This is a genomic window from Acinetobacter sp. YT-02 (assembly GCF_002412355.1).
Lineage (GTDB): Bacteria > Pseudomonadota > Gammaproteobacteria > Pseudomonadales > Moraxellaceae > Acinetobacter > Acinetobacter towneri.
Genome location: NZ_NOZT01000002.1, coordinates 47,865 through 66,136, shown reverse-complemented (window position 1 = coordinate 66,136; position 18,272 = coordinate 47,865). Strand labels below are relative to the sequence as shown.

Here is an 18,272-nt window from a genome sequence, read left to right as displayed (position 1 = left end):
CGCACAGCAATTAGATTTTCCTCAAAGGCGCTTTATAAAGCGCCTTTGATATATGGATAAGCATTATTTAGCAAAATAGGCTGAGCTTTGGCATTTGGATGAATTAAATCTTTTTGCATCAATTGCTTATTGCCCGCAATACCTTCCATAAAAAATGGCAGTAATTTGACTTTATATTGCTGACTCACCACTTTATAGTTATTTTCAAATGCTTTGCTATACGCCGAGCCGTAATTTGGCGGCATTTTCATCCCAAAAATCACCACTTTCGCTTTGGCTTTTTGGCTATGCTGAATTAAGTTCGCTAAATTTTTTTGAATCATTTGTGGCGGTTGTCCACGCAAGCCATCATTTCCGCCTAACTCAATGACTACAACGTCTGGACGATGGGTCTGCAGCAATTTAGGCAGACGCGCCAAAGCACCACTGGTGGTTTCGCCACTGACACTTGCATTGACCACTTTATGCTGTTTCGGATACTGTTGTTCTAAACGTTTTTGCAATAAGTGAACCCAACCTTGTTGTGGTTGTATGCCGTAACCTGCACTTAAGCTGTCACCTACAATCATAATGGTTTTTGCAGATACCACGAATGGGCTGAAACATAGTCCGAGCAGCAACACACGCGGGAAGACACGACTAGTTAGATTGCGATTTTGCATAATGGGAAACGTATGACTCAAAACACTAAAGAATCTAATATCATGCCACAAACGATTATTTCTGCCCAAAATTTGACACAAAAGATACAACTTGCACAAAAACAATTGACCATTTTTGAGAATTTAAACTTCGATATTCAGGAAGGTGAACAAGTGGCCATTACAGGTCGTTCGGGTTCAGGAAAATCGACCTTATTGGGTATTTTGGCAACATTAGATCAGGCCAGCAGTGGAAAATTGGTGGTATGTGGTGAGTCAATTGCAGAATTAAACGAAGAACAACGTGCAGAAGTTCGTTTAAAGCATATTGGTTTTGTGTTCCAGTCATTTCAGTTATTGCCGCATTTGACGGCACTGGAAAATGTGATGTTGCCACTACGTTTGCAGGAAAAATTTAAATATGCAGAGGCAGAACAAAAAGCCCTCAACTTGCTGAAACGTGTGGGTTTAGAACGACAAGCACAGCAAACGCCGAAAGTGCTTTCGGGAGGTGAGCAACAACGTGTCGCCATTGCACGCGCTTTAATTCGTGAACCTAAAATTATTTTTGCCGATGAACCGACAGGAAACTTGGATGGGGAAACTGCAACTGAAATTGAGCAATTGTTATTTGAATTGAACCGCGAGTTGGGCACAACCTTGGTGTTGGTCACGCACGACCCGAAACTGGCGGCACAATGTCAGCGTCACTATGCCTTAATTGATGGGCAATTGGTTGAGCAATTTGCAGCTAAGCCAACTGCTGCCATAACAGGAGGATGAAATGAACGCATTATTTCATCCGCTGTTAAAGCAGAGTTTTAAAAGCAGTGGTGTATATTTACTGATTATTGCGCTGACTTTAGCGATTAGTGCGACCACGGCCTTAAAGTTTAGCAATGAACAAATTCAAAATGCGGTAGCGTTGCAAGCGGCAGAAATGTTGGCGGGTGATTTAGTCCTGAGTGACAATGAGCCCATTGCGCAAGACTGGCAGGATCAGGCGACTGCACATCAGTTACAACAGTCGCATGTGACTGTATTTAGTTCGATGGCACATACTCAAGCGCAATTTGTGATGGTGAATGTCAAAGCGATTGAGCACAATTTTCCGTTACGTGGTGAATTGAGGGTGAGTCCTGCAGCGGACAAGATTCAATCTGGTGAAATTTGGCTCAGCCAACGTGCCATGGATTTGCTTCACGTTAAACTTGGTGAAACGGTGAATATTGCCGATGCAGCATTTACCGTGACTGCCAAAATTGAACATGATTCTAATCAGGAACTCGGTTTTTCAGGTTTTTCGCCGACAGTAATTATTTCACAGGCCGATGTGGCACGTACCCACGCGATTCAAGTGGGTAGCCGCATAGATTACCGTTTGTTGTTGGCAGGCAGCGCCAAAGATACACAAAATTTTGAGCAGTATTTTAAAACACATACACAACAGCCTGCACAGGCACAGCAAACGGCCAGCCCTGAACAAAACTTTGAAGAACAAAGTAGTTTAAGACTACGCAATGCCAGTGAAGGCAATACTCGCTTAATGCGCCCCATTGCCAATTTAGATACCTTTTTACAGTTAGCGAATATCCTGACCATTTTATTGTGTGGGATTGCGATTGGTTTGACCAGTCAGCGCTATGTGCAACAAAATCAGGATCATATCGCCTTATTACGTTGTATTGGTGCAAGTAAACGACAAATTTTAGCCGCTTATTTGGCTTTGCTTGCTTTGGTCTTAATTATCGCTATGGGCATTGGCAGTATTTTGGGCGTGACGTTGGGCTATGCTTTGTTGCAAATCATGCTGCAACTGATTCCGCACCTGGAAATTCAATTTTCAGCCATGGCAATGTTGCTTGGGCCATTGCCAATCGCCATGCTCACCAGTGCTGTGGTGTTGTTGGGTTTTGTGCTGCCTAATTTATTGCAATTGCTGAATACCGCACCGATTCGCGTGATTCGCCAACAAGACAAAAGCATGCGCGCTTGGTGGTGGATGTTGCTTACAGGGACGCTAAGTCTAATCGTGTTTTGTGTGGTCTTGACCGAAAGTTTAGTGCTTAGTACATGGGTGATTGGTGCGATTATTGCGCTGTGCGTATTGCTGTATGGAGTGGTGTGGAGTTTATTAAAATTATTGCGTCATTCTAAAGGCAGACTCGCAGTGTATATTCGTGCGCCTGCTGTCACGGCATTTCAAATTACTGCATTGGCTTTAGGATTAAGTTTAATTACGGTACTTGCAGTGTTGCGTACCGACCTGCTAGATCGTTGGCAGCAGCAATTGCCCGAAAGAACACCCAATCAGTTTGTTTACGGCTTGCCACCGTTTGATATGCCTGAGTTTCAACAACAATTAACGCAGCAGCAGTGGCACAGCACGCCACTTTATCCAAATATACGTGGGCGTTTGGTCGCCAAAAATGATCAACCTTTTGCCGACGCCTTAATTCAGCAAAGCAATACGTTAAGTCGCGAACTCAACCTGACACAGTCGGATCGTTATCCTGCCGATAATGTGATTGTGAATGGGCAAGCCAATTTTAGTGCAGTGGGGCAAGTCTCAGTAGAAGCAGATACGGCTGCCGAGTTGGGCATTCAAATTGGAGATCGGCTCAGTTTTAGTCTTCCTGAAGGCATACTTGAAGCCGAAGTGATTAATCTGCGTACGGTTGAGTGGGAAAGCTTTAGTCCAAATTTTTTCTTTATTTTTTCACCGCAAACTATGGATGAAAATGCAGGCAGTTATTTGGGTAGTTTCTATGTACCTGATGCAGATAAACCGAAACTGATTCAATTGATTCAGCAATTTGCCAACACAGTGTTTATTGATGTCAGCCTAATTTTGGATGAAATTAAACGCATTGTGAATGTGTTGGTGCAGATCATCACCATTTTAGCCATTTTGGTGAGTGTGTCTGGGCTGTTGGTATTAATCGCGTGTTTAAACTTGCTGATGGATGAGCGCAAACGCGAAGTCGCATTACTGCGTTCTTTTGGTAGTTCTAAACAAAAACTCAAACGTATGTTGAGTCTGGAAATCGGTTTTATGGGCTTTATAGCGGGAATAGTGGCGTGTTTATTTGCCGAAGTCATTAGTGCTGTTGCCAGTTACCGCATGGATTTAATGCTGCAACCACATTGGGAAATCTGGCTGATTTTGCCTGTATTTATGACCGTGCTGTGTGCCTTGATTGGACGTTATCGTTTAAGTTATTTATGCGATATTCCGCCACTGCAAAGTTTAAGGGAGATGAATCAGTCCTGATTCATCTCTAGTTGATGTTGTTTTACTTGCTGTAAAGGTTGATTGTTCAACCCAGACTGCGTTGCATCATGCTAAGCAGTTCTTGCCAAAGGGGTTGAATTGGAGCAAGCAGTTTATGGCAATACCAGTAAAATGCAGCACAACCCAATGGTGCAAGGAGCATCGCAAAACTGTTCACTAAGTTACTGTGTTTGCTGCGTTGTCCAAGGTACCAAATGATTGTCATGGCTGCGCCCATGAGCATGCCGCCAATATGTGCAGCATTATTAATGCCACTGATCATAAAGCCCATACCTAAGTTCAGTGCCATCACCATCACCAAAGTCTTGCCATCCAACAGAAATTTTTGGCGAGGTAATTGGGGCAATAACGCCAATACCGTCAGTGCAGCTCCAAGTCCCATCACTGCACCCGATGCACCTGCACCCACGCTAGGTAACAGCTTTGGATTAGCGACACCTTGTTCGAGCAGGGTATAGCTGTCTTGAATGCTGACATAGCCACTAAGCAGGCTACCCATCAAACCTGCGCAAACATATAACACTATAAAATAGACACGCCCAAACAACTGTTCACTGACGCTGCCAAAAATATACAAGGCCCACATATTTAACATTAAATGTACTAAACCGAAATGAAAAAACATGCTGCTGAACAGGCGAATGGGTTCCGCCAAAAAGGTTAAAGGTGCATAATCAGCACCCCAGCGTATTGCATCTTGCGGGCTAGGATTGCTAATGTTCATGCCGTTGAGCACTTGCCATGCAAACAAAGCCACGTTTATTGCAATCAGGGCTGCGGTAATCCACCACAGGTGAATTTCAACTTTATTGTTGCGCAGGTTTGGGGGATGTTGGGACATATATTTGAATATTGTGTCGTAGTGATCAATCTAAGCTTAACACGAAAAAATAACGCTTCAGGAGCCATGCACCAAGATGAAAGCTTTTTTTATACGAACTTTGTTAATTCTTGTCAGTGTGGTGCTTTTGGTTCAATTATGGATTTTTAGCAGCTTGGTGTGGTGGCGTACGCAGCCTGTGCAATCGACCATGATGATGCGTTTGGATTATTGGGCTGAACCGAGTAAGCCTATACAACATCAATGGCGCGACTATGACCAACTCAGTGATAATTTAAAGCGAGCTGTGGTGACTGCCGAAGATGGCAAATTTATGCAACATCATGGCTTTGACTGGGAAGGTATTCAAACTGCGCTGGAACGGAACAAAGATGAAGGCAAGGTTGTTGCAGGTGGTTCTACAATTTCTCAGCAGCTCGCCAAGAATTTGTTTTTATACAATAAGCGATCTTTTTTGCGTAAAGGCCAAGAAGTTGTGGCGACATGGATGATGGAACGCATGTGGTCAAAGCAGCGCATTTTAGAAGTCTATCTCAACTCGGTAGAATTTGGCGATAATATTTATGGTGCCGAAGCTGCGGCACAGCATTATTTTGGCAAAAGTGCAAAAAGTTTAAGCCGTGACCAAGCGATTTTCTTGGCTGCGATTTTAACTAATCCAAAATATTTTCAGGAACATCGTAATGCGGGGGCATTAAAAGCCCGTAAACAGATGGTGCAGCGCTATATGCGTTATGCGGAAATTCCCTAAATTGAGCGAAAACAAACTATAAAATGTGAAAATATCCACAAAGCCTAATTTTTTAGGCTTTTTTTATGAAAATGTCACAAAATTGAAGCATACTTGTAGCAGTGCCAAACATTTTAAAAAAGCATAGGTGGGTATGAATACGGCAACAGGCGCGACTCCTGCGCAAACAGAATATACATATAATGATCGCTACATTAACCGCGAACTGTCTATTTTAGATTTCCATTTGCGCGTGCTTGAGCAAGCTGTCGATCCGTTGCATCCTTTGTTGGAACGCATGAACTTCCTGCTGATTTTTTCACGTAACTTGGATGAGTTTTTTGAAATTCGTGTTGCGGGCATGATGGAACAATTGGACTTGGGCAATGAAAGCCGTAGTCCAGATGGTTTAACCCCTAAGCAGGTGTTAGATCAAATTTCTAAAACAGCACATGCTGCTATTGAACGCCAGTACCGTATTTTAAATCAGGAAATTTTGCCAAAATTACGTGAAGAAGACATTTGTTTCTTACGTCGTGGTGAATTAACCCCTGCACAATCGGCATGGGTGAAAAAATATTTCCAAGAGCAAGTTGCCCCTGTATTAACCCCAATTAGCCTAGACCCTGCACATCCATTTCCACGTTTGGTCAATAAAAGTCTGAATTTTATTGTGACTTTAGAAGGGAAAGATGCTTTTGGTCGTCAAATTGATTTGGCGGTTGTTCCTGCACCACGTTCATTACCACGTGTAGTTCGTTTACCCGATGAACTTACAGGCGGTAAAGAGCACCACGTCATGCTTTCAGCAATTATTCATGAGCATGTGTCTGACTTATTCCCGGGCATGACTGCGACTGGATGCTATCAATTCCGTGTGACCCGTAATGCAGATTTGGCCTTAAATGAAGATGTAGAAGACTTGGCCAAAGCCCTAAAAGGCGAATTAAACTCACGCCGTTTTGGTCGTGCGGTACGTTTAGAAGTAACGCACAACTGCCCGAAAGCCATTTATGATTATTTGCTAGATGAGTTCGATCTTGAAGAAGAACAACTTTATAAAGTAGATGGCCCAGTGAACTTGGCGCGTTTATTGTCTAATTTTAAACGTCCACATTTACGTTATGATTCACATACACCCGCCATTCCAAAGGTGTTAAAAAAGTCTGAAAATATTTTTTCAGCGATGCAAAAGCAAGACATTTTATTACACCATCCGTTTGAATCTTTTGCACCCGTGATTAACTTGCTGCGTGAAGCTGCACGTGATCCACAAGTCTTGGCAATCAAACAAACTTTATATCGTAGTGGCGCAGATTCTGAAATTGTACAAGTGCTTGCAGAGGCTGCACGAAACGGTAAAGAAGTGACTGCGGTGATTGAACTGCGTGCACGTTTTGATGAAGAATCTAACATTGCTGTGGCTAACGTGTTGCAAGAAGCGGGCGCTGTGGTTGTGTACGGTATTGTGGGGTATAAAACCCACGCCAAAATGATTTTGGTGGTGCGCCGTGAAAATAATAAATTGGTGCGTTATGTACATTTAGGCACAGGTAACTACCACGCAGGCAATGCGCGTATTTATACCGACTATGGTTTACTGACCACAGACAAAGAGCTGTGTGAAGATGTGCATCGTATTTTCCAAGAGCTAACAGGCATGGGTAAAATGGCAAAACTGAAAAAGTTGTTGCATGCACCATTTACCCTGCACGCACAGTTGGTGAATTATATTGATGAAGAAATTGCCAATGCTAAAGCAGGTAAGCCCGCACAAATTATTGTGAAAGTGAATGCACTGACTGAAATGCAATTGATCAATAAATTGTACGAGGCGTCTCAGGCGGGTGTGCAAATTGATCTCATCATCCGTTCAATTTGCTGCTTGCGCCCAGGTTTGCCGGGCTTATCGGAAAATATCCGTGTGCGTTCGATTGTCGGACGTTTCCTTGAACATACCCGTGTCTATTATTTCTCTAATAATGGCAATCCACGTATTTATTGTTCAAGTGCTGACTGGATGGATCGTAACTTATTTAACCGCGTTGAAGCGTGTTTCCCAATTGAAGATCCAGCTTTGAAAAAGCGTATTTATGAGCAAGGTTTATTGACCTACATGCAAGACAATCAACAGGCGTGGCTGTTGCAGGGTGATGGAACTTGGGTGCGTGTAAAAGCAGCTGAGGGTGAAGAACCACACAATGCGCAGCGTATCCTGACCGATAGTATTGTTTAGTTTCAAACATTTATAACAGGTAAAAAGAGCGATGCCAGACATCGCTCTTTTTTTGTTTCTAATATTTATTTAAGACTTATATTTTTGATTGATATTTATTGATCAATAATTTAAGAAAAACAGCACATCGCATCATCCGCATTCATAATTTTGCGATAAATACTTTTCACATAACCATGCACCAGTTGTTCTGAAGCATTCAGGTTGGCAGCAACTTGTTGTGAAGGTAAACCTTGTCCTGAAAGCGCCAATATTTCATGTTCAGTTTTAGAGAGTGCCAAAGAATGACCATGTGCGACAATGGATTGTTCGCAGGCTAAGATTTCATTGGCTAAGTTGCCGTCTAGCGGTGAGCCGCCACGTAAAATGGTGCGAATCTGGTTTTGCATGCCTGTTGCAGATTGGTCGCTAAAGACATAGGCTGAAATGCCTAAATGAATAGCTTGTAGCAATTGTTTTGGCATACTTGAAGGCAGCACCGCCACAATTAAGGTATCTTTACGGAAAAGTTTGAGATTTTGGATAAAATCAATTTGAGCTTTTGACCAAGACTGTAAATTGATAAATACCAAATTAGGCAAATGTTGCTGCACCATCAGCACTGCATTTGCGAGCGATGGGCTGCAAAGTAGAACCTCTTTAGGGTAGCCAAAATTTTGTAAAATGTGGCTTAAATTTTGTGATGCTTCTACCTGATCATCAATCAGCAGAACAGGCACAGGTAAAACGAGATCTCTGTGAATCATGACAAATACTCCTGTGCTGTTCTATAAATAATTTTGATAAATAGATTGTGCGTGATATTGCTGTAACTGAATATCCTTAAATATAGTGATTTTTATATAAAAAGGGTAAATATAAGTAATTGTTGCTGAATATGTTTTTTTGAAATGTGTTGAAAATGTGAGTAATGTAACTCGATCCTGTTCTTTCGTTCAGTGGTAAGAGTGAATTGTTGAATTTGTGATGAATCTCACATTTTAAAAACTTGTTCATATTTATAAGTCACTTAAATCATAGTGAACTGCAAAAACAATACGCATTTTTGAACGAAAAATAAAAAAGGAGCCATGTTGGCTCCTTAATGAAATGTTGGATCGTGTGTCTAAATTTAGACTGCGTTTTGAGTGATTTTCTGTAAAATCTGCAGCAAAACGTCAAATTCACTTTGTAATGGCGTGCTTTTACGCGTCACTAAAGCCAAAGTACGGCTTGGTGCAGCCTCAATACTTTTGATCTGTAAATCTGGATTCGATTTGATCATGGCATTATGAATTGCAATTTCAGGCAATAGGGTAAAGCCTAAATTTGCAGACACCATTTCAACCAAGGTCGGCAAAGAGCTGGCTTTTAAACGATGATCGTTTTTGCGTTCACCAATCGGGCAAGCACTTAAAGTGTGATCACGTAAGCAATGACCTTCTTCAAGCAGCATTAAACGCGATAAATCCAAATCATCTAAAGAATTGGCCTGCGCCGATTTTTGATCGCCCTTGTGATAAACCAAGAACAAATCTTCTTTAGAAATTTCAGCCACTTTCAAACCACGCGTATCGAATGGCAGGGCTAACACCACCATATCTAAATTGCCGTGTTCCAGTTTTTCGACAATTTTTTCACTTTGCGCTTCGTGTAAATGCAATTGAATTTTAGGTAGCTGCTTATGCACTTCATCTAACAGTTGCGCCAAAATAAATGGGGCAATGGTTGGAATCACGCCTAAGTGTAAATCACCTGTGAGAGGCTCACTCATTTCACGGCTTAAACGCATTAAGTCCTGTGCATCTGCTAACAGAACACGGGCGCGTGCTACGACTTGTTCACCCAATGGGGTTAAACGTACATTCTGTCGATCACGTTCTACCAGTACGCCGCCAAGCAGGCGCTCCAGTTCCATGATCCCGCCAGACAAAGTCGACTGAGTTACAAAAGAACGGCGAGCCGCTTCTGTAAAATGTAACGTTTCAGACAGTGTAACGAGGTATGACAGCTGTCTTAAAGATGGTAATGCAGCCATAGTGTCCTAATGATTATGATTTAAAGTGGTGAGCAAACAGTTCGCTAAGATGAGGAATAAAGTGTGGAGGAATATCATGCCCCATTCCTTTGATTAATTCAAACTTAGCGCCCGGAATCGCTTTCGCAACAGCCTTACCATGCCCTGGTGGGAGCAAACGATCTTGCGAACCATGTACCACAAGGGTAGGTTGCTGAATTTGTTTGTCCAGTTGTAGCAACGAGCCTGTACATAATATTGCTAAAAACTGTTGAAGTACACCCGCAGGGTAATAACTTCGCTGATATAATTTGCGTGCAGTTTGCATCGCTTCGAGTTGATTCACATAGCCTGGTGAGCCTATCACCTTAAAGAGTTTTAAACTATGATCAACAATGCCATTTTCATCTTGCGATTTTGGTCTTTCTAGCAAACTGAACAGTTGTTTCGGAAATGGTGGTGGTAAAAAAGGCTGGTTATTACTGGTAAATAATAAGCCTAAATTATTCACGCGATCTGCATATTTGGCAGCCAAAATTTGGGCAATCATGCCGCCCATAGAAGCACCAATCACTTCGGTCTTTTCAATGCCTAAGCGCTCTAATAGCAATGCAGCATCATCCGCCATATCAAATAAGTTATAAGGTGCACCGTGGTTTTGCAGACCTAAGCTAAAACGTCCCATCATTTTATAGGTGTTCAGACGCGGGCCTTTGTGGCGAATTTTGGATGACAAACCAATATCGCGGTTGTCATAGCGAATGACACGATAGCCCTGATCAATCAGTGATTTACAAAAGAAATCGGGCCAGTACAACATTTGTGCGCCTAAACCCATAATCAGCAAAATAGGTGGATCTTCAGTTTTGCCGCCCACTTCGATATGCAGCTGAATTCCGTTGCCTAAATCGACTTTGGTTTCGTGCATAAATGCCGTATAGGGCGATGTGGTGAACTGAAGTGCACTATTCATGTTGTGATCCTCATGTCAGGCAAGGGCGAAATCAATCGCCCTTTATTGTTTTTATTTTATTCCGATACAGGCAATAAGTCTGGCACTAATTTGGTCAAACTCAAGCGTTGTTTGGCCGCTGTTGCGCCTAATAGGACAAAGCCACGTAAGGTATCGGTTTGGTCATAGGCTCTGGCAATCATGCCATCGTCAAATTCTTCGGTATGCCAGTTGACATCTACCCCTAGTGGCGCAGGTAAAACGGTCAGTGGTGCAGCAGGTGTTTTCACTGCAACAGGCATGGCAGGGTAGTGTACCTGAGTAGTTTCACCATTTAAGGTTTTGGCTAAGGCACGTGCTTGCTGCATGATTGGCATCACATACGGCAATAAAATACCATTCACTTCCGCACAGTCACCTACTGCATAGATATCAGCTTGGCTGGTTTCAAGTTGCGCATTGGTTAAGACCCCACGACTGGTTTCGATGCCTGCTGTTTTAGCCAAAGCAATGTTTGGTTGTAAACCAATGGCAGACAGTACCACATCGGCAATTAAAGACTGACCACTGGTAATGGTCACTAAATAGTCGTCATTTTTAATTTTCGAAACTTTTTCAACGGTTGTACCCAATACAAAATGGATACCCGTTTCTTCTAGGTTTTGTTTAAAAGCACTGGCTACATAATCCGGCAATAAACGACCTAGTGGTTGTGGTGCAAGGTCAATCACCGTGACTTGGTGTCCTGTTTGCTGCAAGTCATTGGCAAATTCACAACCAATTAAACCTGCACCTAAAATCACCACACGTTTGTCTTGACGTTGTTCAAGCTGTTGGCGAAATGCGGTGTAATCACTTAAATTATTTACCACATGAATGTCATCACTGCCATCGCCCGCAATGGCTAAACGTACAGGATTCGCACCCACTGCCAAAACCAATTTAGAATAAGGTTGTTGGCTGCTTACACCCTCTTTTTCTAATTCAAGTACATGCGCTTCTGCATCAATTGCTTTAACCCAAGTGTGGGTTTCAATACGCATATTGAGTTGGCTTGCCATTTTAGCTGCATCGCCCAATGCAATTTGAGCAGGGGCTTTATTGCCCGCCAATGCGTTAGATAAAGTTGGTTTGGCATAATTGGCAGCATCATCTGCACAAATCATGACTAACTCTTGTTCTGCATTTAGCTTACGAAACTCGCGTGCAACAGTATAACCTGCCATGCCTGAACCAATAATAACGATAGGATGCATAAGGTGTACTCCAAATGAGGGCATAGAAATTGGCGTTAAAAAAAGACCATCGGACATGGTCTTTTCGTGGTCTTAAACTTCAATCATTTCAAAATCAGCTTTTGAAACGCCGCAGTCTGGGCAAGTCCAGTCATCAGGAATATCTTCCCATAATGTACCTGCCACAATACCATCTTGAGGCCAGCCTTCTGCTTCGTCATAAATCCATCCACAAACGATGCATTGATACTTTTTCATTCAATTCTCCATAAACCGATCTTTAAATTTCCAGATCAGCAAAAAACTTATCTACGACTAGTTGTATGATATATCTATTTGATTAAATTTTTACGCAGTTATACGGCTAAAGTAAAGTAAATAAGCGATTTTAATCTGTGCTTTTATAGAATGAATAGCTGCATGGGACATAACCGCGCAGAAAAGACCTCTTTTGATATAGATACGGCATTGTAATGAGAGAATGGCTGCAGGAAAAATCACGTTTTTATGCGTTTAAATGCCATTTAAGACCTTGGTCGTACAGTAAAAGTCTTATATTTTTGCTATTTTATTATGGAATAAATATATATTAATATTTTTAAGTATATTAAAGTTTATAAAAATCAAAACCTTGTAGTGTTTTGATGCGTGATTGATGGCAGTCTTGCCGATTCGATCACTAGCCTTATGTGAAAATAAACGGTAAAATTCAACCATTCTTTAGTCACATTTCTGATCTTCCATGAGCAATTTGTCTACTTTTTTGTGGTCGCATATTCGTACAGTTCCTCATTTTCCAAAACCAGGCGTAGATTTTTATGATTTAACGCCTTTGTTTATGAATAATTTGGATTCATTAACAGATGCTTTAATTGCCAGCATTCCTGCAGAAAAATTAGCTGAAGTTGAAAGCTTTATTGCAGTAGAAGCACGTGGTTTTGTATTGGCGAGCCTTTTGGCACAGCGTACAGGCAAAGGTTTGGTACTTGTGCGTAAAGCAGGTAAATTGCCACCACCAGTTGTGGGTGTGGGTTATAGCTTAGAATACGGTTTAGACCGTTTAGAAATGGCTGCCGATGTGCAAGCGCAAAAAGTCATTATTGTAGATGATGTATTGGCGACAGGTGGCACTTTAAAAGCAGTGAAACAATTGGCTGAAAAATGTAATCATCAAGTTTTAGGTGCAAGCATTTTCCTAGACTTACCAGATTTACACAAAAATTTAGGTTTAGATATTTGGTCCGTATTGGACAATAAATCTAAACCAGAACAAGCAGTGGCTTAATCCTTTTAAGTTATTGTAACTGCTGTAAAAAAGCCTGATCTCCATAGTTGTGATCAGGCTTTTTTAATGGGTGATGTTTAATTGATTATTTTTAATGGATAGCTTTGACTTTATTTGGCAAGATAAGCTTGTTCGATTTGCTGAATACAAGAATTAATATTTTCTGGATGCAATAAGCGATGATGCCCAGACTCAAAAGTAGAGGTCTGCATATAGTTTTCTAAAAATGCTTGCGCGGCATGCATATCCAAAATTTCATCGCCCAATTCTAAATAAGCCAATTGTGGAATATCGTGCTGCAAGTCATCATCTGAAATTGCAGGATAGTCATTGCGAAACGTGGGAGCTAAACTTGGATTTGCCACCACACACGGAATATGGTGCGACAAAGACATTTTGAGTGCCCAATAGCCGCCTAGACTATGTCCCACCAAAATTTCAGGCTTAATTTTTTGAATGATATTGTGATAAAAATCGGCAACAGTTTGATAATTTAAGTTGCGATAATCGACATTGATACAAAATTTTTGTTTTGCATCTATGGCATGGAATTTAGTCGACTCCCGCGAGGAATCTAATCCATGTAAAAACAAGACTTTTAAAGCACATGTATTCATTGCCAGATTCACAAAGTTAAACATCTTGAGTCAAACTGAGCCTAAAGATAAAGTGGATAGAAAATAAAATATTTAGACTGATACATCAGCAGGTTTAAAAACAGCAAAATACGGTCTTTTTCATCTATTTTCTGAACAATATTGTAGTGCGCTTAGCCTGAGAAAGAAGTTAGCTTTTGGTCTAAGTCTACAAAAAATCACAAAAGCAAGTGGCAATTTAAAAAATAAATTGCTCGAGTCAGAGAAGGCATACGAAATCGTGTCTAAATCTGCTATTCTATTGAACTTCTTTTTTTAGTAATTATTCGAGGCAGAGATGACGCAACATAACGCTCAATCGACTTCTGAACCCACTATTTCCGAAAACGATTTAATTGCGCAGCGTCATGCCAAGTTAAAGCAAATTCAAGAACAAGCGCAGGCGAAGGGAACTAGCCCTTGGCCAAATACGTTTAAGCGTGAAAACTACGCAGAAGATTTGCAGGCACAATTCGCAGAAGTTTCTAAAGAAGAAATTGAAGCAGGCGAAAAAGTGTATGTGTCTGTAGCAGGTCGTGTGATGTTGAACCGCGGTTCATTCATCGTAATTCAAGACATGACAGGTCGTATTCAGTTGTATGTGGCGCGTAAAGAACTTAGTGCTGAAACATTAGAGACGATCAAGAGCCTAGATTTGGGCGATATTATCGCAGTGAAAGGCTATATTGGTCGTTCAGGCAAAGGCGATTTATATGTTCATATTCAACATTTTGAATTGTTGACCAAATCTTTACGTCCATTACCAGACAAATATCATGGTTTAAGCGATACCGAAGCGAAATATCGTAAGCGTTATTTAGACTTAATCGTAAATGAAGACACCCGTAAAACCTTTGAAATTCGTGCCAAAGTGGTTTCGGGTATTCGTGCATTTTTAACTGAACAGCGTTTTATGGAAGTTGAAACGCCAATGATGCATGTGATTCCTGGCGGTGCATCGGCACGTCCATTTGAAACGCATCATAATGCTTTAGATATGCCGTTATTCTTGCGTATTGCGCCTGAATTATATTTAAAGCGTTTAGTGGTTGGCGGTTTTGAACGTGTGTTTGAAATTAACCGTAACTTCCGTAATGAAGGGGTGTCTACACGTCATAACCCTGAATTTACCATGATCGAATTCTACCAAGCTTATGCCGACTATAAAGATTTGATGGCATTGACTGAGCAAATGCTAGAAAAACTGGCTTTGGATATTTTGGGTACTACCGATGTGCCGTATGGCGATGAAGTGTATAGCTTCAAAGGCCCATTCAAGAAAATTTCTATGTTTGATGCCATTCTTGAGCATAATCCACAATTCACGCCAGAAAATGTTAATGACCGTGATTTCTTGGCTAAATTTGTGCAGGAAGAATTGAAAGAACAGGTGAAGCCTGGTTTTGGTTTGGGCAAACTACAAACCATCGTGTTTGAAGAAACCGTAGAAACTCAATTACGTCAGCCGACTTTCATTACAGAATATCCTGCAGAAACGTCGCCTTTGGCACGTCGTAATGACGATAACCCACACATTACTGACCGTTTTGAGTTCTTTATTGGTGGTCGTGAATTGGCGAATGGTTTCTCAGAATTAAATGACCCGATTGACCAAGCTGAGCGTTTCCAAGCACAGGTTGCAGAAAAAGACGCAGGCGATGATGAAGCGATGCATTACGATGCAGACTTTGTTGAAGCTTTGGAATACGGCTTACCACCAACTGCAGGTGAGGGCATCGGGATTGACCGTTTGGTAATGTTGTTTGCCAACGCTGCGAGTATCCGTGATGTGATTTTATTCCCACACATGCGTCATAAAAACTAAGTTTTAGCGCATCGTTGACGACATAAAAAACAACCTGCAGAAATGCAGGTTGTTTTTTTGTTGTAACTTAAAGTTAAACACTTGCCACCAATTTTTTGATCATAGGTCGCTGGCGTTGACTGGCAAGCCATAAATCATGCTGCATTTGTAAATTCAACCAAAACTCTGGTGAGGTTTCTAAGGCTTCACTCAAACGAATCGCCATATCTGCAGAAATTCCAGTATGACCATTCAAAATGCGAGATAGGTTTGCACGTGTCACTCCAAGTGCTTGAGCCACTTCAGTCACAGAAGTTTCACCAATATATTCGCGCAACATTTCGCCCGGATGAGGTGCATTAAACATCATATTCATCTTTGTACTCCTGCGCTAGAAGCTATGTGATAATCCAAATAATCTACAATGTAGACATCACCATCTTCAAATTTAAAAATTACACGCCAATTACCATTTACTGTTAGTGACCATTGATCTTGTAGATTTCCACTCAATTTATGTAAACGCCAATTGGGTGGAGTTCGCAAATCATTCACCGTAGATGCAGCATGTAGTGCTGCAAGTATTAAACGTAATTTTGTAGAATGCGCTGCTTGAATACCTGCTGTTGAACCAGTTTGGAAAAAAGCCTGAAGACCTTTATGTTTAAAACTCTTAATCAAGCCTTAGTATCCAAGTGTATTGTGTATATGTACAGTATACGATAATTTCGAGTTTAATCAATCAACCAGTTTTGGCGGGGTTTAAGTGCATCTTGCGTAATCCGCAGAAACTTAAAGTGATGATGCTTATAACAACGCCGTTTGAATCCGTACTTTCATCTCTAAAGCTTGCTGCAAAATATGCGCTTTCATCCAAGTTACTTGTGTACCCATGGGGTTGGTTTTAATAGCAGTGTTTAAGAAATCCAGTTTTTCTTGCGAAAATAATTGCGTTTCAATCGCTTGATGCAGTTCTGCCGTGGTTGCATTTAAAGGCACATCTACCAAATAAAAACCTTTAGGATAATTATAAAATGCATACATTAAGTTAAAGGCTTTTTGTTCGGCCTTTAAATTGCCCGCACCAATTTCATAGCTGCGGTCTTGATTGCTATGCGTCACGCCTATTAAAAAGGAGAGTTGTTGATCACGGCAACGCAAACCAAATTGCAGCCCAATCTGATCTGCACTGAGTTCATGTTGCACAAAAACATTCAGCATTGAAGCATCATCGTTTAAAGGCTCTTGTAGGACGAGTAGCTCAGGGCTGTGCTGATACAAAAAACCAGCCAGCTGCGCCTGTTCAAGTTTGGATTTGATCTGTTCAATCTGTGGCATGGGAGCATCTTAAAAATAAAAAAATATGTTTTTACTTTAAGCATTTTTTGTTCATGCTTGAAGCACTGAATTAGATGAATAATCTATGAAGTTATTCAAAAATGAGCAGCTTGTAAGCGCGATTTGTATGTATCAAACGTAGCGAGAATGACGTTAAATTTCAATATATGATGGAATAAACTATTGATTAAATAAAACTTATACTGCTTATTGGTTTTCTTTTATATGAGCTTTTTGCATATAAATATAATAAAACAAGCAATAGTCTGCATAACTAAGTCACTATAATGAAAATCAAATTCTATCTGTGTTATTCGTACACAAGTTTAAGTACATCTGGTGTGATCAATGTCAATAAATCAGGAAAGACTTACTCATCTTAAACAGCTTGAAGCTGAGAGTATTCATATTATCCGTGAAGTTGCAGCCGAGTTTGAAAATCCAGTCATGTTGTATTCGATTGGTAAAGATTCAGCGGTAATGTTGCATTTGGCTTTAAAAGCATTCTATCCAGCGAAACTGCCATTTCCACTGTTACATGTGGATACAGGCTGGAAATTCAAAGACATGATCACTTTCCGTGACAACATGGCAAAACAGCACGGTTTTGACTTGATTGTTCATCAAAATAAAGAAGGGGTAGATGCCAACATTAACCCATTCGATCATGGCAGTTCTAAATATACCGACATCATGAAAACCCAAGGCTTAAAACAAGCTTTAGATAAATACGGTTTTGATGCGGCATTTGGTGGCGCGCGTCGTGATGAGGAAAAATCACGTGCCAAAGAACGTGTTTATTCTTTCCGTGATGCAAAACATCGTTGGGACCCGAAAAATCAGCGTCCTGAATTGTGGAATTTGTATAATGGCAAGGTCAATAAAGGCGAAAGTATTCGTGTGTTCCCATTGTCTAACTGGACTGAATTGGATATTTGGCAATACATTTACCTCGAAAGTATTCCATTAGTACCGTTGTATTTGGCTGCAGAACGTCCTGTCGTTGAGCGTAGCGGCACTTTAATTATGGTCGATGACGAACGCATGCCGTTGCTAGAAGGTGAAGTTCCACAAATGAAATCGGTACGCTTCCGTACTTTAGGTTGTTATCCACTTACGGGTGCAGTCGAATCAGAAGCGAATACCTTGCCTGAAATTATTCAGGAAATGCTATTGGCAACCAGTTCAGAGCGTCAGGGTCGTATGATTGACCACGATGAAGCTGGCTCGATGGAAAAGAAAAAGCAAGAAGGTTACTTCTAATCTCTCCTGAAAAATCTCCCC

At 41.1% G+C, this 18,272-nt stretch carries 18 protein-coding genes; 7 read left to right on the top strand and 11 right to left on the bottom strand.

The window, feature by feature from the left end:
• Positions 1–32: 32 nt before the first annotated feature.
• Complete coding sequence (locus CF596_RS01300) at positions 33–662, bottom strand: arylesterase (RefSeq protein ID WP_004972029.1); 630 nt, start codon at positions 660–662, stop codon at positions 33–35.
• A gap of 12 nt (positions 663–674) precedes the next feature.
• On the opposite strand from CF596_RS01300, the gene CF596_RS01295 reads away from it, so the two are divergent.
• Both CF596_RS01295 and CF596_RS01290 read left to right on the top strand, forming a co-directional pair.
• Positions 675–1,424 carry an ABC transporter ATP-binding protein gene (locus CF596_RS01295; protein WP_004972026.1) on the top strand — a complete coding sequence of 250 codons (750 nt, stop codon included), beginning with the start codon at positions 675–677 and terminating at the stop codon, positions 1,422–1,424.
• Position 1,425: 1 nt separating this feature from the next.
• A complete protein-coding gene (locus tag CF596_RS01290; RefSeq protein ID WP_096900975.1) occupies positions 1,426–3,915 on the top strand; it encodes an FtsX-like permease family protein in 2,490 nt (829 codons plus the stop codon).
• A gap of 46 nt (positions 3,916–3,961) precedes the next feature.
• Here the strand turns inward: CF596_RS01290 and CF596_RS01285 are convergent, their stop codons facing one another.
• A complete protein-coding gene (locus tag CF596_RS01285) occupies positions 3,962–4,777 on the bottom strand; it encodes a rhomboid family intramembrane serine protease (protein ID WP_096900974.1) in 816 nt (271 codons plus the stop codon).
• Positions 4,778–4,853: 76 nt separating this feature from the next.
• Here CF596_RS01285 and mtgA point away from each other — a divergent pair, with 76 nt between their 5' ends.
• Together mtgA and ppk1 are read left to right on the top strand one after the other, a co-directional pair.
• Positions 4,854–5,528 (top strand): monofunctional biosynthetic peptidoglycan transglycosylase, encoded by a 675-nt coding sequence (mtgA, locus tag CF596_RS01280; RefSeq protein ID WP_004972019.1) that lies wholly within the window; start codon positions 4,854–4,856, stop codon positions 5,526–5,528.
• Positions 5,529–5,661: 133 nt separating this feature from the next.
• Positions 5,662–7,743 (top strand): polyphosphate kinase 1, encoded by a 2,082-nt coding sequence (ppk1, locus tag CF596_RS01275; protein ID WP_096900973.1) that lies wholly within the window; start codon positions 5,662–5,664, stop codon positions 7,741–7,743.
• 110 nt (positions 7,744–7,853) lie between these two features.
• Here the strand turns inward: ppk1 and CF596_RS01270 are convergent, their stop codons facing one another.
• The 5 genes from CF596_RS01270 to rubA form a co-directional block, all read right to left on the bottom strand.
• On the bottom strand, positions 7,854–8,489 hold the full coding sequence (locus CF596_RS01270) for a LuxR C-terminal-related transcriptional regulator (protein WP_096900972.1): 636 nt from the start codon (positions 8,487–8,489) through the stop codon (positions 7,854–7,856).
• Positions 8,490–8,854: 365 nt separating this feature from the next.
• Entirely contained in the window at positions 8,855–9,760 is a 906-nt protein-coding gene (oxyR, locus tag CF596_RS01265; protein ID WP_096900971.1) for a LysR family transcriptional regulator OxyR, read from the bottom strand.
• Between the two features lie 13 nt (positions 9,761–9,773).
• A complete protein-coding gene (locus CF596_RS01260) occupies positions 9,774–10,712 on the bottom strand; it encodes an alpha/beta hydrolase (RefSeq protein WP_096900970.1) in 939 nt (312 codons plus the stop codon).
• A gap of 56 nt (positions 10,713–10,768) precedes the next feature.
• Positions 10,769–11,947 (bottom strand): FAD-dependent oxidoreductase, encoded by a 1,179-nt coding sequence (locus tag CF596_RS01255; RefSeq protein WP_096900969.1) that lies wholly within the window; start codon positions 11,945–11,947, stop codon positions 10,769–10,771.
• A gap of 72 nt (positions 11,948–12,019) precedes the next feature.
• Entirely contained in the window at positions 12,020–12,184 is a 165-nt protein-coding gene (gene rubA, locus CF596_RS01250) for a rubredoxin RubA (RefSeq protein WP_004972007.1), read from the bottom strand.
• A gap of 484 nt (positions 12,185–12,668) precedes the next feature.
• On the opposite strand from rubA, the gene CF596_RS01245 reads away from it, so the two are divergent.
• Positions 12,669–13,211 (top strand): adenine phosphoribosyltransferase, encoded by a 543-nt coding sequence (locus tag CF596_RS01245; protein ID WP_004972003.1) that lies wholly within the window; start codon positions 12,669–12,671, stop codon positions 13,209–13,211.
• A 110-nt stretch (positions 13,212–13,321) separates the two neighbouring features.
• Here the strand turns inward: CF596_RS01245 and CF596_RS01240 are convergent, their stop codons facing one another.
• On the bottom strand, positions 13,322–13,828 hold the full coding sequence (locus CF596_RS01240) for a YqiA/YcfP family alpha/beta fold hydrolase (RefSeq protein ID WP_026438299.1): 507 nt from the start codon (positions 13,826–13,828) through the stop codon (positions 13,322–13,324).
• A 316-nt stretch (positions 13,829–14,144) separates the two neighbouring features.
• On the opposite strand from CF596_RS01240, the gene lysS reads away from it, so the two are divergent.
• Positions 14,145–15,671 carry a lysine--tRNA ligase gene (gene lysS / locus CF596_RS01235; RefSeq protein ID WP_096900968.1) on the top strand — a complete coding sequence of 509 codons (1,527 nt, stop codon included), beginning with the start codon at positions 14,145–14,147 and terminating at the stop codon, positions 15,669–15,671.
• Positions 15,672–15,744: 73 nt separating this feature from the next.
• On the opposite strand, the gene CF596_RS01230 is transcribed toward lysS, so the two are convergent.
• The 3 genes from CF596_RS01230 to CF596_RS01220 form a co-directional block, all read right to left on the bottom strand.
• Positions 15,745–16,026, bottom strand: a complete 282-nt coding sequence (locus CF596_RS01230) for a HigA family addiction module antitoxin (protein WP_004971994.1) — start codon at positions 16,024–16,026, stop codon at positions 15,745–15,747.
• Positions 16,023–16,331: a type II toxin-antitoxin system RelE/ParE family toxin gene (locus CF596_RS01225; protein WP_096900967.1), complete on the bottom strand. Its 309-nt coding sequence runs from the start codon at positions 16,329–16,331 to the stop codon at positions 16,023–16,025. Before CF596_RS01225 ends, CF596_RS01230 begins: the two co-directional genes overlap by 4 nt.
• A gap of 126 nt (positions 16,332–16,457) precedes the next feature.
• Complete coding sequence (locus tag CF596_RS01220; protein WP_096900966.1) at positions 16,458–16,988, bottom strand: hypothetical protein; 531 nt, start codon at positions 16,986–16,988, stop codon at positions 16,458–16,460.
• 354 nt (positions 16,989–17,342) lie between these two features.
• On the opposite strand from CF596_RS01220, the gene cysD reads away from it, so the two are divergent.
• Entirely contained in the window at positions 17,343–18,251 is a 909-nt protein-coding gene (gene cysD / locus CF596_RS01215; RefSeq protein ID WP_026438300.1) for a sulfate adenylyltransferase subunit CysD, read from the top strand.
• Positions 18,252–18,272: the final 21 nt, after the last annotated feature.